The sequence below is a fragment of the Saccharopolyspora spinosa NRRL 18395 genome (genome assembly GCF_000194155.1).
Lineage (GTDB): Bacteria > Actinomycetota > Actinomycetes > Mycobacteriales > Pseudonocardiaceae > Saccharopolyspora > Saccharopolyspora spinosa.
In genome coordinates, this window is record NZ_GL877879.1 from 1,805,936 (window position 1) to 1,823,072 (window position 17,137).

At 65.0% G+C, this 17,137-nt stretch carries 17 protein-coding genes and 4 pseudogenes; 5 read left to right on the forward strand and 16 right to left on the reverse strand.

From position 1 onward, the window contains the following. Positions 1 to 451: pseudogene (locus tag SSPN_RS60400) on the forward strand (PaaX family transcriptional regulator C-terminal domain-containing protein); the annotation flags it as partial. A gap of 11 nt (positions 452 to 462) precedes the next feature. On the opposite strand, the pseudogene SSPN_RS62995 reads toward SSPN_RS60400, so the two are convergent. Then, positions 463 to 729: pseudogene (locus SSPN_RS62995) on the reverse strand (RidA family protein); the annotation flags it as partial. A gap of 75 nt (positions 730 to 804) precedes the next feature. Between SSPN_RS62995 and SSPN_RS0127465 the strand changes: the two are divergent. From SSPN_RS0127465 to SSPN_RS57865, 3 genes and pseudogenes are all read left to right on the forward strand, one after another. Further along, a complete protein-coding gene (locus tag SSPN_RS0127465) occupies positions 805 to 3,078 on the forward strand; it encodes a LuxR C-terminal-related transcriptional regulator (RefSeq protein ID WP_237710749.1) in 2,274 nt (757 codons plus the stop codon). Continuing rightward, positions 3,075 to 3,229: pseudogene (locus SSPN_RS55485) on the forward strand (IS701 family transposase); the annotation flags it as partial. The gene SSPN_RS0127465 and the pseudogene SSPN_RS55485, both read left to right, overlap by 4 nt. Continuing rightward, entirely contained in the window at positions 3,207 to 3,449 is a 243-nt protein-coding gene (locus SSPN_RS57865) for a hypothetical protein (RefSeq protein ID WP_170121510.1), read from the forward strand. The pseudogene SSPN_RS55485 and the gene SSPN_RS57865, both read left to right, overlap by 23 nt. Positions 3,450 to 3,568: 119 nt before the next feature. Here SSPN_RS57865 and SSPN_RS0127475 read toward each other — a convergent pair whose 3' ends face one another. Continuing rightward, positions 3,569 to 4,486, reverse strand: a complete 918-nt coding sequence (locus SSPN_RS0127475) for an alpha/beta fold hydrolase (protein ID WP_010311353.1) — start codon at positions 4,484 to 4,486, stop codon at positions 3,569 to 3,571. A gap of 789 nt (positions 4,487 to 5,275) precedes the next feature. Between SSPN_RS0127475 and SSPN_RS49340 the strand changes: the two genes are divergently transcribed. Further along, positions 5,276 to 5,830 (forward strand): TetR family transcriptional regulator, encoded by a 555-nt coding sequence (locus tag SSPN_RS49340; protein WP_010311354.1) that lies wholly within the window; start codon positions 5,276 to 5,278, stop codon positions 5,828 to 5,830. A gap of 307 nt (positions 5,831 to 6,137) precedes the next feature. Here the strand turns inward: SSPN_RS49340 and SSPN_RS0127490 are convergent, their stop codons facing one another. From SSPN_RS0127490 to SSPN_RS60425, 14 genes and pseudogenes are all read right to left on the reverse strand, one after another. Continuing rightward, a complete protein-coding gene (locus SSPN_RS0127490; protein ID WP_010311357.1) occupies positions 6,138 to 6,416 on the reverse strand; it encodes a hypothetical protein in 279 nt (92 codons plus the stop codon). Then, complete coding sequence (locus SSPN_RS0127495) at positions 6,404 to 6,640, reverse strand: hypothetical protein (protein WP_010311359.1); 237 nt, start codon at positions 6,638 to 6,640, stop codon at positions 6,404 to 6,406. Before SSPN_RS0127495 ends, SSPN_RS0127490 begins: the two co-directional genes overlap by 13 nt. 262 nt (positions 6,641 to 6,902) lie before the next feature. Then, the gene (locus SSPN_RS60405; protein WP_237710750.1) at positions 6,903 to 7,187 is read right to left on the reverse strand and encodes a hypothetical protein; all 285 of its coding nucleotides are present in this window, start codon (positions 7,185 to 7,187) and stop codon (positions 6,903 to 6,905) included. 450 nt (positions 7,188 to 7,637) lie between these two features. After that, positions 7,638 to 9,467, reverse strand: a complete 1,830-nt coding sequence (locus SSPN_RS0127505) for a hypothetical protein (RefSeq protein ID WP_010311364.1) — start codon at positions 9,465 to 9,467, stop codon at positions 7,638 to 7,640. Beyond that, the gene (locus SSPN_RS57870) at positions 9,422 to 9,877 is read right to left on the reverse strand and encodes a hypothetical protein (RefSeq protein ID WP_029535765.1); all 456 of its coding nucleotides are present in this window, start codon (positions 9,875 to 9,877) and stop codon (positions 9,422 to 9,424) included. Before SSPN_RS57870 ends, SSPN_RS0127505 begins: the two co-directional genes overlap by 46 nt. Next, positions 9,831 to 10,487 (reverse strand): hypothetical protein, encoded by a 657-nt coding sequence (locus SSPN_RS60410; protein ID WP_029535766.1) that lies wholly within the window; start codon positions 10,485 to 10,487, stop codon positions 9,831 to 9,833. Before SSPN_RS60410 ends, SSPN_RS57870 begins: the two co-directional genes overlap by 47 nt. After that, entirely contained in the window at positions 10,460 to 11,512 is a 1,053-nt protein-coding gene (locus SSPN_RS60415) for a hypothetical protein (protein WP_237710751.1), read from the reverse strand. The genes SSPN_RS60410 and SSPN_RS60415 overlap by 28 nt, the downstream gene beginning before the upstream one ends. Next, on the reverse strand, positions 11,451 to 12,524 hold the full coding sequence (locus SSPN_RS55505; protein WP_148272048.1) for a hypothetical protein: 1,074 nt from the start codon (positions 12,522 to 12,524) through the stop codon (positions 11,451 to 11,453). Before SSPN_RS55505 ends, SSPN_RS60415 begins: the two co-directional genes overlap by 62 nt. Positions 12,525 to 13,305: 781 nt before the next feature. Continuing rightward, the gene (locus SSPN_RS0127530; RefSeq protein ID WP_237710831.1) at positions 13,306 to 14,346 is read right to left on the reverse strand and encodes a hypothetical protein; all 1,041 of its coding nucleotides are present in this window, start codon (positions 14,344 to 14,346) and stop codon (positions 13,306 to 13,308) included. Continuing rightward, the gene (locus SSPN_RS57875) at positions 14,346 to 14,603 is read right to left on the reverse strand and encodes a hypothetical protein (protein ID WP_010311375.1); all 258 of its coding nucleotides are present in this window, start codon (positions 14,601 to 14,603) and stop codon (positions 14,346 to 14,348) included. The genes SSPN_RS0127530 and SSPN_RS57875 overlap by 1 nt, the downstream gene beginning before the upstream one ends. Further along, positions 14,600 to 15,568, reverse strand: coding sequence for a hypothetical protein (locus SSPN_RS52105; RefSeq protein WP_029535769.1), 969 nt, complete (start codon positions 15,566 to 15,568; stop codon positions 14,600 to 14,602). Before SSPN_RS52105 ends, SSPN_RS57875 begins: the two co-directional genes overlap by 4 nt. A 25-nt stretch (positions 15,569 to 15,593) precedes the next feature. Continuing rightward, entirely contained in the window at positions 15,594 to 15,818 is a 225-nt protein-coding gene (locus SSPN_RS57880; RefSeq protein ID WP_010311380.1) for a hypothetical protein, read from the reverse strand. 43 nt (positions 15,819 to 15,861) lie between these two features. Next, complete coding sequence (locus SSPN_RS60420) at positions 15,862 to 16,830, reverse strand: hypothetical protein (RefSeq protein WP_237710752.1); 969 nt, start codon at positions 16,828 to 16,830, stop codon at positions 15,862 to 15,864. 36 nt (positions 16,831 to 16,866) lie between these two features. Continuing rightward, positions 16,867 to 17,137, reverse strand: a pseudogene (locus tag SSPN_RS60425) (hypothetical protein); the annotation flags it as partial.

Here is a 17,137-nt window from a genome sequence, read left to right on the forward strand (position 1 = left end):
CACGGTCGACCGCAGCAAGTCGGTCTGGCGAGGCGCACGTCCCAACGTCACCCGACCATCCTGCCAAAACGATCACCCCAACCGGGAGAGACACGAGGGCGACGAACGGATCTTCACCCGCCGCCGGGCCCAGCTCGGCGAGGGCTGGCTGCTGGTCGCGTTCTCGGTGCCGGAAAGCGCCCGCGACCAGCGCCACCGGCTGCGCAGCCGACTGATCCGGCTCGGCCTGGGCACTGTCGCGCCCGGGCTGTGGGTGGCTCCCGCGCACCTGGAGTCTGAGGTTTCGCACGCCCTGGAGCGGGCCGGCCTGCGCCGCTACACCGAGCTGTTCCGCAGCCGGCACGTCGCCGGTCCCACGCTGGCCGAGACCGTCGCGTCCTGGTGGGACCTGGATGCGTTGCACGCCCAGTACGCCGGGGCGCCTGGTAACCGGGGGATGCCGGTCAGGTAGATCCGCCCCGAGAGCAGATCTTCCGGTCCAGCGCCGGCCGCCAGCAGGGCCGTGAACACATTGGAAAGGGCCTGGCGGAGCTGGTCGACGATGTCGCCGTCGATGACCTTCCCACTGCCGTCCATCGCGGCCTGACCGGAGAGGTGGACGGTGTCGCTGTGCCGGACGGCATGGGTGAACCCGGACGGTTTCGCGAAGTTGTCCGGGTCCGCAGAATGGAATGCCGCGTGATGGTTGAGAAGCGCACATGCTGGTTGGCACATGTACCATTTAGACATTGTTGCGTCTAGCCAAATCAGCGTGGATGGGCATTCATGGCACTCGTCTCAGCAGAGGGCCTGCAAGAAGCCGCAGTGACGTCGTTCGTCGGGCGACGCACGGAGTTGGGCGAGATCAGGCGCGGATTGTCGGCTTCCCGGATGTTGACTCTCACCGGTGTGGGCGGGGTGGGCAAGACACGGCTGGCCATGCGCGCCGCATGGGAAATGCGGCGTTCGTTTCCCGACGGCGTCTACTGGGCGGAGCTTGCTAGCTTGGACGACGGACGCCTGCTGCCTCAGTCCGTCGCTACGGCGATGGCGATTCGGGACCAGTTCACGACATGGACCGCGGACACGCTGGCGGACCGGTTGAGGGAGCGCCGAGCGCTGCTGGTGCTGGACAATTTCGAACACCTGTTGGATTCGTGTGCCAAACTCGTGGCTACGTTGCTGACACGATGCCCTGGACTGCGGATTCTCGGCACCAGCCGCGAACCGTTGCGCACCCAGGGAGAGCGCGTGCTGCCCGTACTGGCTCTTGGTGTGCCCCCCGACGACATGCGATGTCCCGCCCAGGAACTGCGTCGATTCGAGGCCATCCGGCTCTTCGAGGACCGCGCGGCGGCAGCAGTACCGCACTTCGAAGTTGACGACCGCAACGGGCCAGCAGTGGCAAGGCTGTGTCGGCGGCTGGACGGGATCCCGCTGGCCGTTGAACTTGCCGCGGCGAGTCTGCGGGTGCTCTCGCCCGACGACCTCCTGCGGCGTCTCGACGACCGGTTCCGGGTGTTGATCTCGGGCAATCGGGGCTCGCTGCCGCGGCACCAGACCCTGCGAGCGTCGATCGATTGGAGTTTTGCTCTTTGCACCGAGCACGAACGAGCTCTGTGGGCTCGGATGTCGATCTTTGCGGCTAGTTGTGACGTGGCTGCGGTCGAAGCCGTGTGCGCGGATGCCGCATTGCCGCAAGGCGATATACTGACAGCACTGACTGGGTTGGTGGACAAGTCCATCGTTATCCGCGATGCGCGGGAAACCGGTGCTTGTTATCGGTTGCTGGAAACGATCCGGCAATATGGCCGCGAGGTGCTGCACACGGCCGGGCAAGAGCAGGAACTTCGGAAGCGGCATCGGGATTGGTACGTGAAATTCGCGGAGGAAACGCGGCGCCGGTGGTTCGGTCCCGCCCAACTGGATTTGGCCCAACAGGCACGTCTGAATGACGCCAACGTTCGCGCTGCGCTTGACTTCTGCCTCGCCGTATCCGATGAATCCCACCAAGGACTGCGCCTGGCCGACGCCTACCGCGACTTGTGGCGCGTCGGTGGACTCACCAGTGAGGGGCGAAGCTGGTTCGCCCGCCTGCTGGACAACGATGTCGAACCCAGCGTGCCGAGGATCCGCGCGCTCGCCAGCGCCAGCTACCTCGCGCTGATGCAAAACGACCTGGCCACGGCGAAGGGCATTCTTGAAGAAAGCCGGAAGCTGGCCGAGGACTTTGGCCAGGAGCAGTCCGCGACTCTGTACCAGGTGTGCGAAGCAGTCGCGGCCATGCAGAAACACGACTTTTCCAACGCCATTGTGCTGCTTGAGGAATTCGTGGCGCGGCACCAGGACTCCGACGAGCTCGACTGGCTCGCCTCTGCTCTGCTGAACCTCGGCATCTGTCACTCGGTCCTCGGCGACGGCGAACGCGCAATGGCCAACTGGACCAAGATGCGGGATCTGTGCGTGCACCACGGCGAGACTTGGCGCCGGACCTGGGCCCTGTGGGGCCTCGGATTCGCGGCATGGCGCGAAGGAGATTGGGACCGGGCAGAAGCTTTTGAGCTCCAGTGCATGGACGCACAACGCGTCTTCGACGACACGACTTGCGCGGCCAACTGCCTTGAGACGATGAGCTGGATCGCGGCGAGTACGGAGCGGAGTGAGCAAGCCGCCCAGCTGGCCGGGGCCGCCCACACCCTCCGCCGGGACCGCAGCGGCCCACTTTCACAATTCCCCTTCCTCACCGAGTACCAGGACCGCACGCAGGCGCAGGTGCGGCAATCCCTCGGCGAAGAGAGATACGCCCGGGCCTTCAAGAAAGGTACCCACCTGACGTTCGATCAGGTAACGACCCAACTCCTCGGAGAACCCGCCGCACGCAGGAAATCCGACCGAGAGGGAACGGCTGAACACCTACTGACGAAACGCGAACAGGAAGTCGCCGACCTCGTGGCGCAGGGAATGAGCAACAAGCAGATCGCGGAAACGCTCGTCATCTCGCAGCACACCGCCGAAACCCACGTCGAACATATCCTCACCAAGCTCGGCTTCACCTCGCGCAGCCAGATCGCCGCACTGGTGGCACAAGGCAAAAAATAACCAGGTTGTCTGCGGAGGGGCTGCTGTCGGCCTTGCCGCGCAAGAACTGCTGGACGATTTCGAACACGCCGGGGATGCCATGCCGGACGGGATGCAGCACCTGCTGTCGCGGGCGGTATGGGATGCCGATGCGGTACGCGACGATGTGCGGACTGGTGCCGCCGTCCTGGGAAGGCGATCACAACGACTTGGCGCTGGACGCCGCCGCCCGCTACCCAAACCGGTTCGCGGTGATGGGCCGGACCTCTTTGACCGACACAGCGTCCACCGACCGGCTGGCCAGATGGCGCGAACAGCAGGGCATGCTAGGGGTGCGGCACCGGAATAGCTTGTCCCGCGCCCAGTTCCCGATGTGGGTGGCCGTGGTGTAGCGGATGTTGTTCATGCCGAACAGGATCAGTGCGCCGATACCGGAATCGCGCAGCTTCTCCTGGACCCGTTCGAAGCGCTGGGTACGCAGCCGGGCGGGCCGTTGTGATCCGCCCCCCGATCACCCGTTGTTCGCTCGGTCTTCCATGAACGCGGCAGCGTCCCGAATTACGATGCGACAGGTGTCCAGTACCTCGTCTGGGTGGGTGAGGTGGACGCTGTGGGTTGAGTCCGGCCATTGCAGCAGGGGGACGTCGAGTGCGGTGGCCAAGCGGGCATGTGCCTGCCGTATCGGGGCGCCGGGTTCACGGTCGGCGGTCACGACAGCCGCCGGAACCCGGGGCAGTCGCGTTTCGTCGAAGGTCGCGGCGATGTCCGCCAGCCCGGCTGCGGCGCGGCTTGTCATGCCAAGATCGGCGGTGGCGTTCTTGAAGAGCGCCAGGCGGATTTCCGGACGCAGACCGTGGTCCTTCGCCATGCGTCTGCCTATCGACGTCAACTGGGCGGCGATGAGTCCCCGGACGATCGGGATTCGGGACAGCTTGGCGAGTCGACGTACCCCTTGCTCGGTCTTCTTCGCGAATGCGACATCGTTCACGGCGGACGGGTCCAGCAGAACCAGGCCGATAACGTCTTCGGGATGGTCGTGGGCCAGCAGTGCTGCAACGGCGCCGCCGAGGCTTTGGCCGATGACGACGACGGGACCGATCTCGTGTCGTCGCAGCGCTGCATGCAGCGCGTCGCTCGCCCCGGCGAGGGTTCCGGCGGTGGTGTTCGCGCCGGTGCCGGGACGATCGTGCAGGATCACCCGGCAGCCGGGGACGGCCGTGAGACCTTCGACGAGGCCGGGGAAGAACCCGTCCACCGATTCCGCGCCGCCGGGCAGCAGCAGTACGGCAGGGCCACCGGTCCCGATTACCTGGAACTCGGCACCGTCGGGGTGCTGACCGTACGTGTCGGACTGCGACGCGCCGGAGTCGGGGGTGGGTGCTGCGGTGGGGCCGAGGGGATCCGGGGTGGAAAGTGCTTCGTCAGGCATTGCGGCATCCTTGATCGGTTTCGGGATGAGGATTGCGATGGGGAGGCAGGGTGGCTCGCGGGTCCACGATGGGGTCTGTCGATGCGGAGTTTGAAGAATCCCCACGCGAGCAGGACCACGAGGCCGCCGATCAGGCATACGAGTGTGCGTGCATCTGCCCAGCCCCATGTCGATCTTCGCCGGGAGAGTGCGTGCTGGGTGGCACGACCAGCACACAGAGCACAAGGCACGCGGTGCCTATTGCGGCGGTGCCCCAGAACAGGACGTGCCAATCGGAGTTCTGCCGAGGGTCGCGCTGACCAGGCCGATCGATGGTGCCAACCGCTTCGGCGGCAGTGCGTCGCGGAGAGTCGAGATCCCCAACGCAATGATGCCAACGGCCGTTGCCTGCAGTGCGCGCGAGGATCGCCGGGACCAGGGTCGACGTGAGAGCTCCAATCACGGCACCAGCGACCAACAACACGAGCAATGCCAGGACGACGCGTCGTTTGCCGTAGATGTCGCCCAGCCTGCCTGCGATGGGCGTGATCACCCACGGTGTGCCGGCGCTCGATGTCCCAAGCAGCCGCAGGCGCTCCGCTTGAACGGGGATCACGATGGTTTGCACGAGAAGGATGCGCTGATGCCCGCGAGGACGAGAACGGCGACGATGAGGCCTCCTCGGGGTGAGCGAGGAACAGAAACCGGCACGACACTCCCTGCGAGACAACGTCGCACATACGAGTGACAGTATCACTAGATAGACTGCCTTCCGTGGGCCAGAACGTACGAGCACGAAGCCGCGAGATCTTGCGCGCGGAGCTCGCCGCCGCCGCTATGGACTATGTGGCTGAGGTCGGGTTCGATCACGCGACCGCGGAGCAGATCGCGCAAGGTATCGGCGTCTCTCGTGCCACGTTCTTCCGCTATTTCGGGTCGAAGGAGGACGCCCTCGTCTCCGCAGCGAGAGTGGTTCCGATGTCCGTCACGGATTGCTTTCGTGCGGTCGACGCCGAGGCGGGCTCCACCGCCTGGAGCACTCTTCGGCGCGCATTCGCCCCGTTGGCCGAGGCGGTCGACGCCAATCCGGCTGTGCTGCGCCGGCGTCGCCACCTGATCGCCGAGGCGGCCCCGCTCCGGGCCCGTCTCGTCTCGATGAATGTCAAAGAGTGGACAGAACTGGCGGACGCGCTTGGTGAACGGATCTCTGATCCTTTTGCGGCTCGCGCGGTTGCCGCCGCAGCAGGCGCGGCTTTGGAACTGGCCTGGCACGCCTGGTTAAGAGACGAGTCCGCCGAGTTCGCGCATGAGCTCGATCGCGCTTTCGAGGCCATGTCCACGGCATTCAGCATCACGCTGGGATGAGTTGGGAGTCGTCACGAACGGGCGCGTTCTGCCGATACCCAGCCCCTCCGCCTCACGCCCTCAACCCGACTCCCCAGCATCCGCCGCACCCTCCCCAGCATCCTGTCGCAGGAACGCGGTCAACGCGGTCGTGACTCCTCGTAAGCAGGATCCTCCGACCATCACGCCAGCATCCACCGCACCCTCCACCGCATCCGCCGTACCCTCATCAAACTCCCGCAACGCCCGATCAAGCCACCCATCGAGATCGACGTCAGCCGACCCCGCGTCCTGTTCGCCCTGCCCAGCCCCAGTCCACTCCCCCAACTCACCTAGCACCATTGCATCCTGCTGCCCACCTGCCACCACGCCCGCAATCGGACCCGACCTGCTCTGCCTTCGGCTGGAGCTCCGCCAGCTCCGCCGCCAGCTCCTCCGTCAGCAGCCCGCACCCCTTCAACTCCTCCAACACCACAACACGTTCGGCGGCAGCCCTTCTCGCCTGATACTGCTTCGCGTTAGTTTCCGTGTTTTGCTGCTTCTGCTGCGCCACCTTCAGCTGGAGCGCCGCCAACTCCGCCTCCTGCTCCTCAGTCAGCGGTCCCACTCCTCCAACACCACAACCCGATCGGCGACAGCCCTTCTCGCCGCGTACTGCTTCGCCTTAGCTTCCCTGTTTTGCTGTCTCTGCTTCGCCACTTTCGGCTGGAGCTCCGCCAACTCCGCCGCCTGCTCCTCAGTCAAAGACCCCTGCCCCGCCAACTCCTCCAACTCCGCAACCCGATCGGCGGCAGCCCTTAACCCCTGGCGATGCTTCGCGTTCTTTGCCACTCCGCAACCCGATCGGCTTCGGCCTTTATCGCCTGGTACCGCTTCGCGCTATCTGCCCTGTTTTTCTGTCTCCGTTCCGCCTCCCGTTCGTCCTGCTGTACTGGCTGATCGGTCGGGGTGAGCAGCTCACTCTCGTCATTGCCCGGACTGCCGGGGTCAATCCCAGCTGCGGCTGCTGTCACCTTCCGCCGCTTGGCCCCACTGGAACTCTCACCGGTCTCCGCTCGTGTCCTCTTCGCCCCTTTCGGGCCGGCTTTCCCCGTCACCTCGGTGGGCAGCCCGGATCCCCAGCCCTGGCTACGCACCTCGGTGGGCAACCCGGATCCCCAGCCCTGGCTGCGGCCGCCTGCTCCTCAGTCAACTCCCCCCGCCCCGCCAACTCCTCCAACACCACAACACGGCCGACGGCAGCCTTACTCGCCTGGCGATACTTCGCGTCCTTTTCCTTCTTTTGCTGCTTCCACTGCGCAGCCTTCGGCTGGAGTGCCGCCAGCTCCACCGCCTGCTCCTCAACCAACTCCCCCCGCCCCGCCAACTCCTCCAACACCACAACACGATCGGCAGCAGCCCTTAACCTCTGGCGATACTTCGCGCTTCTTTCCCGTTTTTCTGGCCACGGTGGTCATCGCGTCTATCAACGAGTGGCTCTGACATCTGAAACAGACCCTAGATGGAGTTCACCGTACATCGATCCTCCCAAAATGCTCCCAAGTTGTCGCTCCCACCGCGTACATCGGGGACCAAAGTCCCAGCTATGACCGGATGGGCAGTGCCGTTGCCTGCCCGCTGTGGCAGCAGTTCACACCAATTCTGAGGCGAGCCCAGGGGCGGGCAGGGCTTCGCACCGGCCGAGGTCGCGCGGTTGCTGGAAACCTCGCGACAGAATGTCCACCGCTGGCACAAGAAATGGACGCTCGGTGGGCGGGACGCGCTGGTCAGTGCAGTCGTGTTCTGTCCCGCGTCGTCGTCACCTCGGGTTGGTCGACCCCGTCATCCGTCACGCCCCTGATCCGCGTGTGGACCAGTACGGATAGACCTCCGCGGGTTCGCCAGAACGTCTGATGCGGGAATCCAACAACGCCTCGCCCATATCAGCTCGATCAGTAACCCGGCCGAACCGGTTTTCGGGGGTGAACTCCGTCCATCCGCTGATGCTGGGGCGGAATTGAACGCCACCAGTTTGATCCAACTCGTAAACGCCGGTGAGCAGACGCCCGTCGGGGGTCTTGTACAAGTCGTCCACAGTCACCAGTACCGGTCCTTCAACGACTCCGAGAACCAGTTCCAGCAGTTCACCGTGGCGAGCACCACCGGGAATCGCCAGCACCGTCCACTCGTCGTGTCGCCATCCGGCGTGGCGCATTTTGAGTAAATTGGCGAACTCCGCGAAGTCGATGACGTTATTCCGGAGGAGGATCCCGTCACCGTCCGGGCTCAACCAAGCCACGACAAGGCGCGTCTTCTTGTACAACTGGTACGAGTACGCTTGGGCGACGACCTGCGCCTTGGACATACCCGGGACCGGGAACAACACCGACCGTTCGGGCAGGCCCACGACCAGCGCCGAGTGGCCGGCAGTGTCACCAGTCAACTTCCACGGGCGTGTCCAGGCGAAAAGCTGCACCACCTGCGCCTGCCCGGCCTCGCTCAGCGGCAACAACTCCAGGAACTCCACCAGTTTCTCCAGCCAGGCCCCCTCGTCCCTGATCTGGTCGTCATAGCCCAGCAGATCCGGATCAGCCATCAGCCGATCCAGCTCCCGGTAGATCGTCGGATCGGTGCCGGCCAGCATGATCGCCGCGCTCAGCTCGGCCCGCACCTGCCACAACGCTGGATTCCCGGTCAGCTCACCCGCGTCCCCAGCCCAACCCCGGAACTCGAGCCGATCGCCCTCAAATCCGAGGCCGTCAAAACGCACCGCACGATTCCTGTCGTTCAGATTGGGAAGGGATCGGTACCCGTAGGCTCCGGTGTCGTCGTCCACTGTGTACGGATCCGACGGAAGCGGAATCGGCCCAGCGAACGTGACGTTGCGTTGCTTCGACCCGTCGCCGCCTGCAACGTTGCCCAACCAGTAAAGCACCGCCTCGAAGACCTTCGCGACCTGCGCCACCCGCACGTACTGCACAGGGGTCAACTGCCAGTCAAAACTGACATTGATGTGCCCCCCTGACTCCGAGCCATAACCGCCCTGCCGTTGTACCGCGCTCAGCAACTTCTCCATGCTGGGCCACACAGTGCCATGACCGTCATTACGCAGGATCGGTGACGTCGCCTCCACCTCGAACGGCGGCCCCTCCTTGATCAACGCCCACCTGCCACTGGCCGCCATCGCCTTGGCAGCCTCCTTACCAATCAGCTGCGAGCCTTGTGCCTTCCAGTCCACCAGCCCCTCTTGTTCGAGCACCGTCCCCAGACTGCTGGCCCGGTAACCGAAATCCCCGGCGGGGAGCTTGAATTCGACCTCGAATCCCAGGCGCACGTCCGGCCGGGAGCTCACCCCACCGGGCACGCCGTCGTTGAAATAGACGACCGGAACATACCCCTGCGCTATCGCCTGCTTGGCCTGCTCATACACCTCACGCACCTTCGCGAGGCGGATATCGTGCAACGCCCTCTCCGCTTTCCGCACCCCGGGCAACCTCGCCTCGGCGGTCTGCACATCGGCTAAAGTCCAGTATCCCTGCCGTACCATTCTCTTCGCGCGTTCGACGTTCTTACGCACGCCCCTAGGATCGACATCCGGCGGCATCGCGTTCAAATGCCGCTCCATCCGACCCGTCAGCTCGGCCAACGCCGCAATCGCAGGCGGCTCCAGCAGACCCACTTGCCCACCACGGTCTCCCGCAGACATCCCGCCAGGCCCATCGACTCCAAACAACGCAACGGAGCCCACCCCGTCGTGGTAGTCGGGGAGGAAACCGTGGCGACCGCCCCAGCACCTCCGGCACCCGCATTGTCCCCGGCATCCTGGCCCAGGAACGGGGGCAACGCGGTCACGGGAACGTCCCCGACAGCGCCCTCGCCCAACATCGCCCCGGCACCTCCCGCATCCGCATGCCGCGACACTGCTGAATCGGCCTCCGCCTGCTCAATCCGTGCACCGAGATCGAAGTCAGCCGAACACGCGTCCCGGCCGTCCTGATCAGTTTCAGTCCACTCCGATACCCCGTCGGGTGCGGCAATCCGCTCATCCCGCCCCGCCACCGGGGCCGCACCCGCCCCGGTCTCCATCACCTCCCGGTCCTTCTTCTTCCGTCCCCGCTGCGCCGCCTTCGGCTGAGTCAAAACTGACATTGATGTGCCCCCCTGACTCCGAGCCATAACCGCCCTGCCGTTGTACCGCGCTCAGCAACTTCTCCATGCTGGGCCACACAGTGCCATGACCGTCATTACGCAGGATCGGTGACGTCGCCTCCACCTCGAACGGCGGCCCCTCCTTGATCAACGCCCACCTGCCACTGGCCGCCATCGCCTTGGCAGCCTCCTTACCAATCAGCTGCGAGCCTTGTGCCTTCCAGTCCACCAGCCCCTCTTGTTCGAGCACCGTCCCCAGACTGCTGGCCCGGTAACCGAAATCCCCGGCGGGGAGCTTGAATTCGACCTCGAATCCCAGGCGCACGTCCGGCCGGGAGCTCACCCCACCGGGCACGCCGTCGTTGAAATAGACGACCGGAACATACCCCTGCGCTATCGCCTGCTTGGCCTGCTCATACACCTCACGCACCTTCGCGAGGCGGATATCGTGCACGTCCGGCCGGGAGCTCACCCCACCGGGCACGCCGTCGTTGAAATAGACGACCGGAACATACCCCTGCGCTATCGCCTGCTTGGCCTGCTCATACACCTCACGCACCTTCGCGAGGCGGATATCGTGCAACGCCCTCTCCGCTTTCCGCACCCCGGGCAACCTCGCGTCGGCGGTCTGCAGATCGGCTGAAGTCCAGTGTCCCTGCCGTACCATTCTCTTCGAGCGTTCGACGTTCTTACGCAGCCTTCGGATCGACCCGCCTCGAAGACCTTCGCGACCTGCGCCACCCGCACGTACTGCACAGGGGTCAACTGCCACTCAAAACTGACATTGATGTGCCCCCCTGACTCCGAGCCATAACCGCCCAGCCCCATCGCCGAATCGGTGCCTGCCAGCATCATCCCCGCGCTCACCCCGGCCCGCACCTGCCACAACGCGGGATTCCCGGTCAGCTCACCCGCGTCCCCAGCCCAACCCCGGAACTCGAGCCGATCACCCTCGGCCCCAGAGGCCTCCACACGCACCGCACGATACCTGTCCTCCGGGTCATGAACGGGATGGTACGAGTCGGAACTTTCACCATATTCGTCCACAGTGTACGGATCCGGTGGGAGCGGAACCGGCCCAGCATGCGCGATGCCGCGTTGCCTCGACCCGTCACCACCTGCAACATTGCCCAACCGGAAGAACAACGCCTCGAAGACCTTCACGATCTGCAACGCACGCACGAGCTGCCGAGGGGTCAACTGCCAGTCGAAACTGACATTGATATCCCCCCCTGCCCCCGAGCCATAACCGCCCTGCCGCCGCACCGCACTCAGCAACTTCGCCATGCCGGGCCACACACCGTCACCACGGTCATTACGCAGGATCGGCGATGTCGCCTCCACTTCGAAACGCTCCCCCTGCTTGATCAACGCCCACCTGCCACTGGCCACAATCGCCCCGGCAGCCTCCTTATCGACCACACCCAGCAGCTTCGAACCCTGAGCGGCCCGCCAATCCACCAGCCCCGCTTGTTCGAGCTCCGCCCCCAGACTGCCGACCCGCGCATCGAAATCATCGCCCGGGAGCTTGAACCCGACCTCGAATCCCAGACGCACGTCCGGCCGGGAACTCACCCCACCAGGCACACCGTGGAACACGCCCCTGCGCAATCGCCTGCCCCGCCTGCACATACACCTCACGCACCTTCGCCCGGCGAGCACTGCGCAACCTCCCCTCCACCCTCAGCATGTCGCCCAAACGCGACTCAACCGTCTGCAACTCCGCAGGAGTCCACCGTCCCTGGTGCACCCGCTGCTTCATAGTTTCGACGTACTCACGCACACCGTTCGGATCGAATTCCGGCGGCATCGTCCGCAAATGCCGCTCCAACCGACCCGCCACCTCAGCCAACCTCGCAATCCCAGCCGGCACGAACTTGGCCAACCCGGCCTGCAGCACCGCCAGCTCGGCACGCAACACCTTCACCGACTCCCGCAACGCCTGCCCATCCTCATCCCGCTCCCGCACCATCTCCAACCCTGCCTCCTGCGCCTCAATCAACTCCACCGCATCCTGCAGAGCCGCAATCCGCGCACGAATCTCAACCTCAGTCGGCGCAGCCTGCTCCCCCGGCCCCCGCTGACCCGCGACACCGCCCGCGGTGTCATCCACCGGCACCGCAGCACCCCACCCCGAAAGCCCACCGCTGGTGAACCGACCCGATCCCCACCCCGCCTCGGACTCCCCCAGACGCCCCACCTGACCCGCCGGCCCGGCCCCGGCCCGGATGCTCAGACCGCTCCCCTCCGTGCCCAGCCGCTCCGCCAACACCCGTGAAAACACCTGCCCATCCCCACCCAAAACGGACGACGACACCGCATCCCGCCCCTCCCCACCTGGATCCCCCACCACCTCATCAACCGACCCATCGACATCAACATCCCCAACCGACCACCCGTCCCATTCAGCCCCAGCCTGCTCCAATACCCCCTTCGGCCCTGCACTCCGATCAGCCACCGGGCCACCCGCCCCGGTCTCCGTCACCTCCTGGTCCTTCTTCTTCCGCCCCGCCACCTTCGACCGGAGCTCCGCCAGCTCCGCCTCCTGCTCCTCAGTCAGGCGCCCCTGCTCCGTCAACTTCTCCAACACAACAACCCGACACCACCGCTCGTCCCGACCCCGCCGGACCAACCGGAACAGCAGCCGAGGCATCCGCCAGACCAGCCACACCCCCATGCCCGCCGACCGGCACCGAAGCACCGGGCCCGGCCACCGGCCTCGCCGAACCATCCGCACCGAACACCGTCCACTGCGGCCCACGCCCGCCCTGTCCCGGCGTCACCGCGACAACATCACGCCCCACCCCACGCGGACCATAAGTGTCCTGCAACCAGGAGCGTGCCCGCTCCGCGAGCTCGTTCATGCCGCGCATCCTCACCCCGCCAGACCATTTCCAGCGCATTATGAGCCCGCCCGCACTCCCTCTCCAAGCCGCTTACCCGAAGGTCAGGCAAACCTGCCCGCCCGGACTACTAGGCCTCCCTCGAACCGTAGAGACGTCCCCGATGGCTGAACGTCAACGAAGGCACACCAGATCTGGAGGGCGAACCCGTAAGCGCGAGACTCCCGCGCTCTCAATGAGTGTGCGCGAGCACCGGTACGGAACCTCCTGATGACGTGCACAACCTTCTTCAGCATGAAAGCCCAGTCACCACATGGTGACTGGGCCTTCGGCCGGGTGGAAAACATATGCGATGTAGACGACCGCATCGAACTCTAAAACCGAATCATCCAGCGCCTTCCCACGCTCTGAAGCCCCGGCCCGATGCCGCGACCTCCCCCACCCACGGTGGCATCGAGCCGCGCGACCGGGCGGAACGGACGTCCCCCCGACACACCGCTCGGCCCCATCCCCAACAACACGGGTCTACGCATCCTGCGGGCGGGACAGATACTCCAGGACACGGTGCACGGCTACCGCATCCAGGGGCGCAGGCGGGGGGGGGGGGGGTGGGATGTGCGCCAGCAACTGTTCATCAGGAGCCAACCCGTACTGCTCCAGGTAGTAACAGACGATGTCCGGCCAGATCCACACCCCATCGGAACGGAAACTCATCGGCACCACAGACCCCCGCGACCGATCCACCACATCATCGATCGTGGAATCCGTATCCAGAACCACCGTCCCGGCACGAAGATAATCCAGCACCCGGTCCCGCTCCACCACATCAACCAGCCGCGGATGATCCTCCTCAAACACCGACTCCCCGGCCTCATCCACACCATCAAAGACACGCGCCAACTGCAACCCGACAGGTTCAGACGCCGCCCACACCAACCGGCCATAAGACCGCGCCGCCCGCTGATACACCGGCACCTCACCACCCGACACCACCACCTCCACCCGCGGCACACCCGAACCCGCCACCACCAACACCCGCTGAAGCCGACCCGTCAACCCCACCGGATCAACACCACCTCCCGCCTCCACCACATACACCGGCAACCACGGCCCCCGACCACTGACCGGACCACGCCACACACACCACAACCCCCGAGCACCAGCGGTACCCGACAACACCGCCACCAACCCCGCCACCCCCGCATCATCGACACCCACCGGCTCGCTTGGCGCGCCGGTGAAATGCCACGCCAGAACCCGCTGCTCATCACCGATCGGGATACGGCTGAACGTCGAAATCGCAGAACCCGGCAAGAACTCGGCCAGCACACCCATCTCCCGGAAACTCAGCGCCACACCACCCGCAGCCAACTCCTGACACACCGACTCAGCAACCTGGCCGGTCCCACCCTCCGCCAACCGCTGCCGAACCGTCGCGAGGAACTCATCCGGCACCCGGCCGGCAAGCCCCAGCAACACATCATGCATCCCGGCCACACGCTCATCACCAACGGACACGTCCGTACCCCTCATCGTCCCTCCAAGCTCATCGAACACACCATCCATCACGACCCCGATCCACGTACGGTCCAATACCGATAAACCTCAGCAGGATCGTCAGGAAAACGCCTGGTCCTGGAAACCATCAACGCCTCGCCCAGATCAGCCTTACCGGTAAACTCGCCGAGCGGGTTTTCCTCGGTGAATTCCATCCACCCACCGTTGCTGGGACGGAATTGCACGCGACCGGTTTGATCCGTTTCGTAAACGCCGGCGAGCAGACGCCCGTCCGGGGTCTTGTGCACCTGCTCCACCGTCGTCAATACCGGTCCTTCAACGACATCGACCACCTCTGCCGGCAGCGCAGCGGGAGCGCCGGGAATCGCCAGCACCGTCCACAAATCGCGATTCCGTCCGACACGGAGGTGCCCGAGCCAATTTGCGAACTCCCGATCGCCTGCCCATTCCGGAGGCGGATCCCGGAACCGTCTGACGTCATCCGGGCCATGACGAGGCTCGCGTCCTTGTACAACTGGTACGAATGCGCCTGGGCGACGACCTGCTTCTTCGAAGCACCCAAGGCCGGGGACAGCACCGACTGTTGGGGCAGGCTCACGACCAGCGCCGGGTAGCCTTCTACGGGATCGCTGAGCTTCCACGGGCGTGTCCAGGCGAAAAGCTGCACCACCTGCGCCTGCCCGGCCTCGCTCAGCGGCAACAACTCCAGGAACTCCGCCAGCTTCTCCAGCCAGACCTCCTCGTCCCTGGTCTGGTCGTCATAACCCAGCAGATCCGGATCACCCATCAACCGATCCAGCTCCCGGTAGATCCCCGGATCCGTGCCGGCCAGCATCATCGCCGCACTCAACTCGGCCCGCACCTGCCACAACGCAGGATTCCCGGTCAGCTCACCCGCGTCCCCAGCCCACACCCGAAACTCAAGCCGATCACCCTCGGCCCCAAAGACCTCAAAACGAACTGCGGTTTGCTTGTCACCCGGGTCGGGAACGGGGTCGTACGAGTCGTCATCCTCGCCGATATCGTCCACTGTGTACGGATCCGACGGGAACGAAACCGGCGCCGCATAGCCGACCTTGCGTTGCTGCGACCCGTCGCTGCCTGCAACGTTGCCCAACCGGAAAAGCAACGCCTCGAAGGCCTTCGCGACCTGCGCCACACGCACGTACTCCCGAGGGGTCAACGGCCAGTCGAAACTGACATTGATATGCCCCCCTGACTCCGAGCCAAAACCGCCCTGCCGCCGCACCGCGCTCAGCAACTTCTCCATACCGGGCCACACACCGTCACCACGGTCATTCCTCCACCTCGAAACGCTCCCCCTCCTTGATCAGCGCCCACCTACCATTGGCCGCAATCGCCGCGGCAGCAGCCTTATCGAACACGCCCAGCAGCTTCGAGCCGTGATCGGTCCGCCAATCCACGAGCCCCGCTTGTTCGAGCTCCGCACCCAGGCTGTTGACCCGCGCATCGAAATTTCCGTCTGGGAGCTTGAACTCGACCTCGAATCCCAGACGCACGTCCGACCGAGAGCTCACCCCACCAGGCACACCGCCCTCGAAATTAAACACCCGCGAGCAGACGCCCGTCCGGGGTCTTGAACACCTGCTCCACCGTCGCCAGTACCGGTCCCTCAACGGCATCGAGCACCTCTGCCAGCAACGCAGCCGGAGCACCAGGAATCGCCAGCAACGTCCACAGATCATTGCCCCGCCCGACCATGCGCTTCTTGAGCAACCCAGCGAAACTCTCGAAATCGATAACGTCATCCCGCAGGACAATCCCGTTACCGTCCGGCGCCAACCCGGCCACGACCAGGCTCGCGTACTTGTACAACTGATACGAGTGCGCCTCCGCGACGACCTGCGCCCTCGACACACCCGGACCCGGGAACAACACCGACTGCTCGGGCAGACCCACCACCAGCGCCGAGTGCCCGGCAGCGTCACCAGTCACCATCCACGGCCGTGTCCAGGCGAAAAGCTGCACCACCTGCGCCTGCCCGGCCTCGCTCAGCGGCAACAACTCCAAGAACTCCGCCAGCTTCTCCAGCCAGACCCCCTCGTCCCTCGTCTTGAATTCCATCCACCCACCGTTGCTGGGACGGAATTGCACGCGACCGGTTTGATCCGTTTCGTAAACGCCGGCGAGCAGACGCCCGTCCGGGGTCTTGTGCACCTGCTCCACCGTCGTCAATACCGGTCCTTCAACGACATCGACCACCTCTGCCGGCAGCGCAGCGGGAGCGCCGGGAATCGCCAGCACCGTCCACAAATCGCGATTCCGTCCGACACGGAGGTGCCCGAGCCAATTTGCGAACTCATCGAAACCGATCTCCTCACCGTTCAGGAGGAGAATCCCGTCACCGTCCGGCCCCATCCGGGCCACGACCAGGTTCGCGTCCTTGTACAACTGGTAGGAGTGTGCTTCGGCGACGACCTGCGCCTTCGAAGCACCCGGGGCCGGGAACAGCAGCGACTGTTCAGGCAGGCCCACGACCAGCGTCGGGAGGTCCTTAACGCTACCAGTCAACTTCCACGGGTGTGTCCAGGCGAAAAGCTGCACCACCTACGCCGGCCCGCCCTCGCTCAGCGGCAACAACGCCAGGAACTCCGCCAGCTTCTCCAGCCAGACCGTCTCGCTCCTGGTCTGGTCGTCATAACCCAGCAGATCCGGATCAGCCATCAGCCGATCCAGCTCCCGGTAGATCGCCGGATCGGTGCCTGCCAGCATCATCGCCGCACTCAACTCGGCCCGCACCTGCCACAACGCAGGATTCCCGGTCAGCTCACCCGCGTCCCCAGCCCACAACCGAAACTCAAGCCGATCGTCCTCAAAT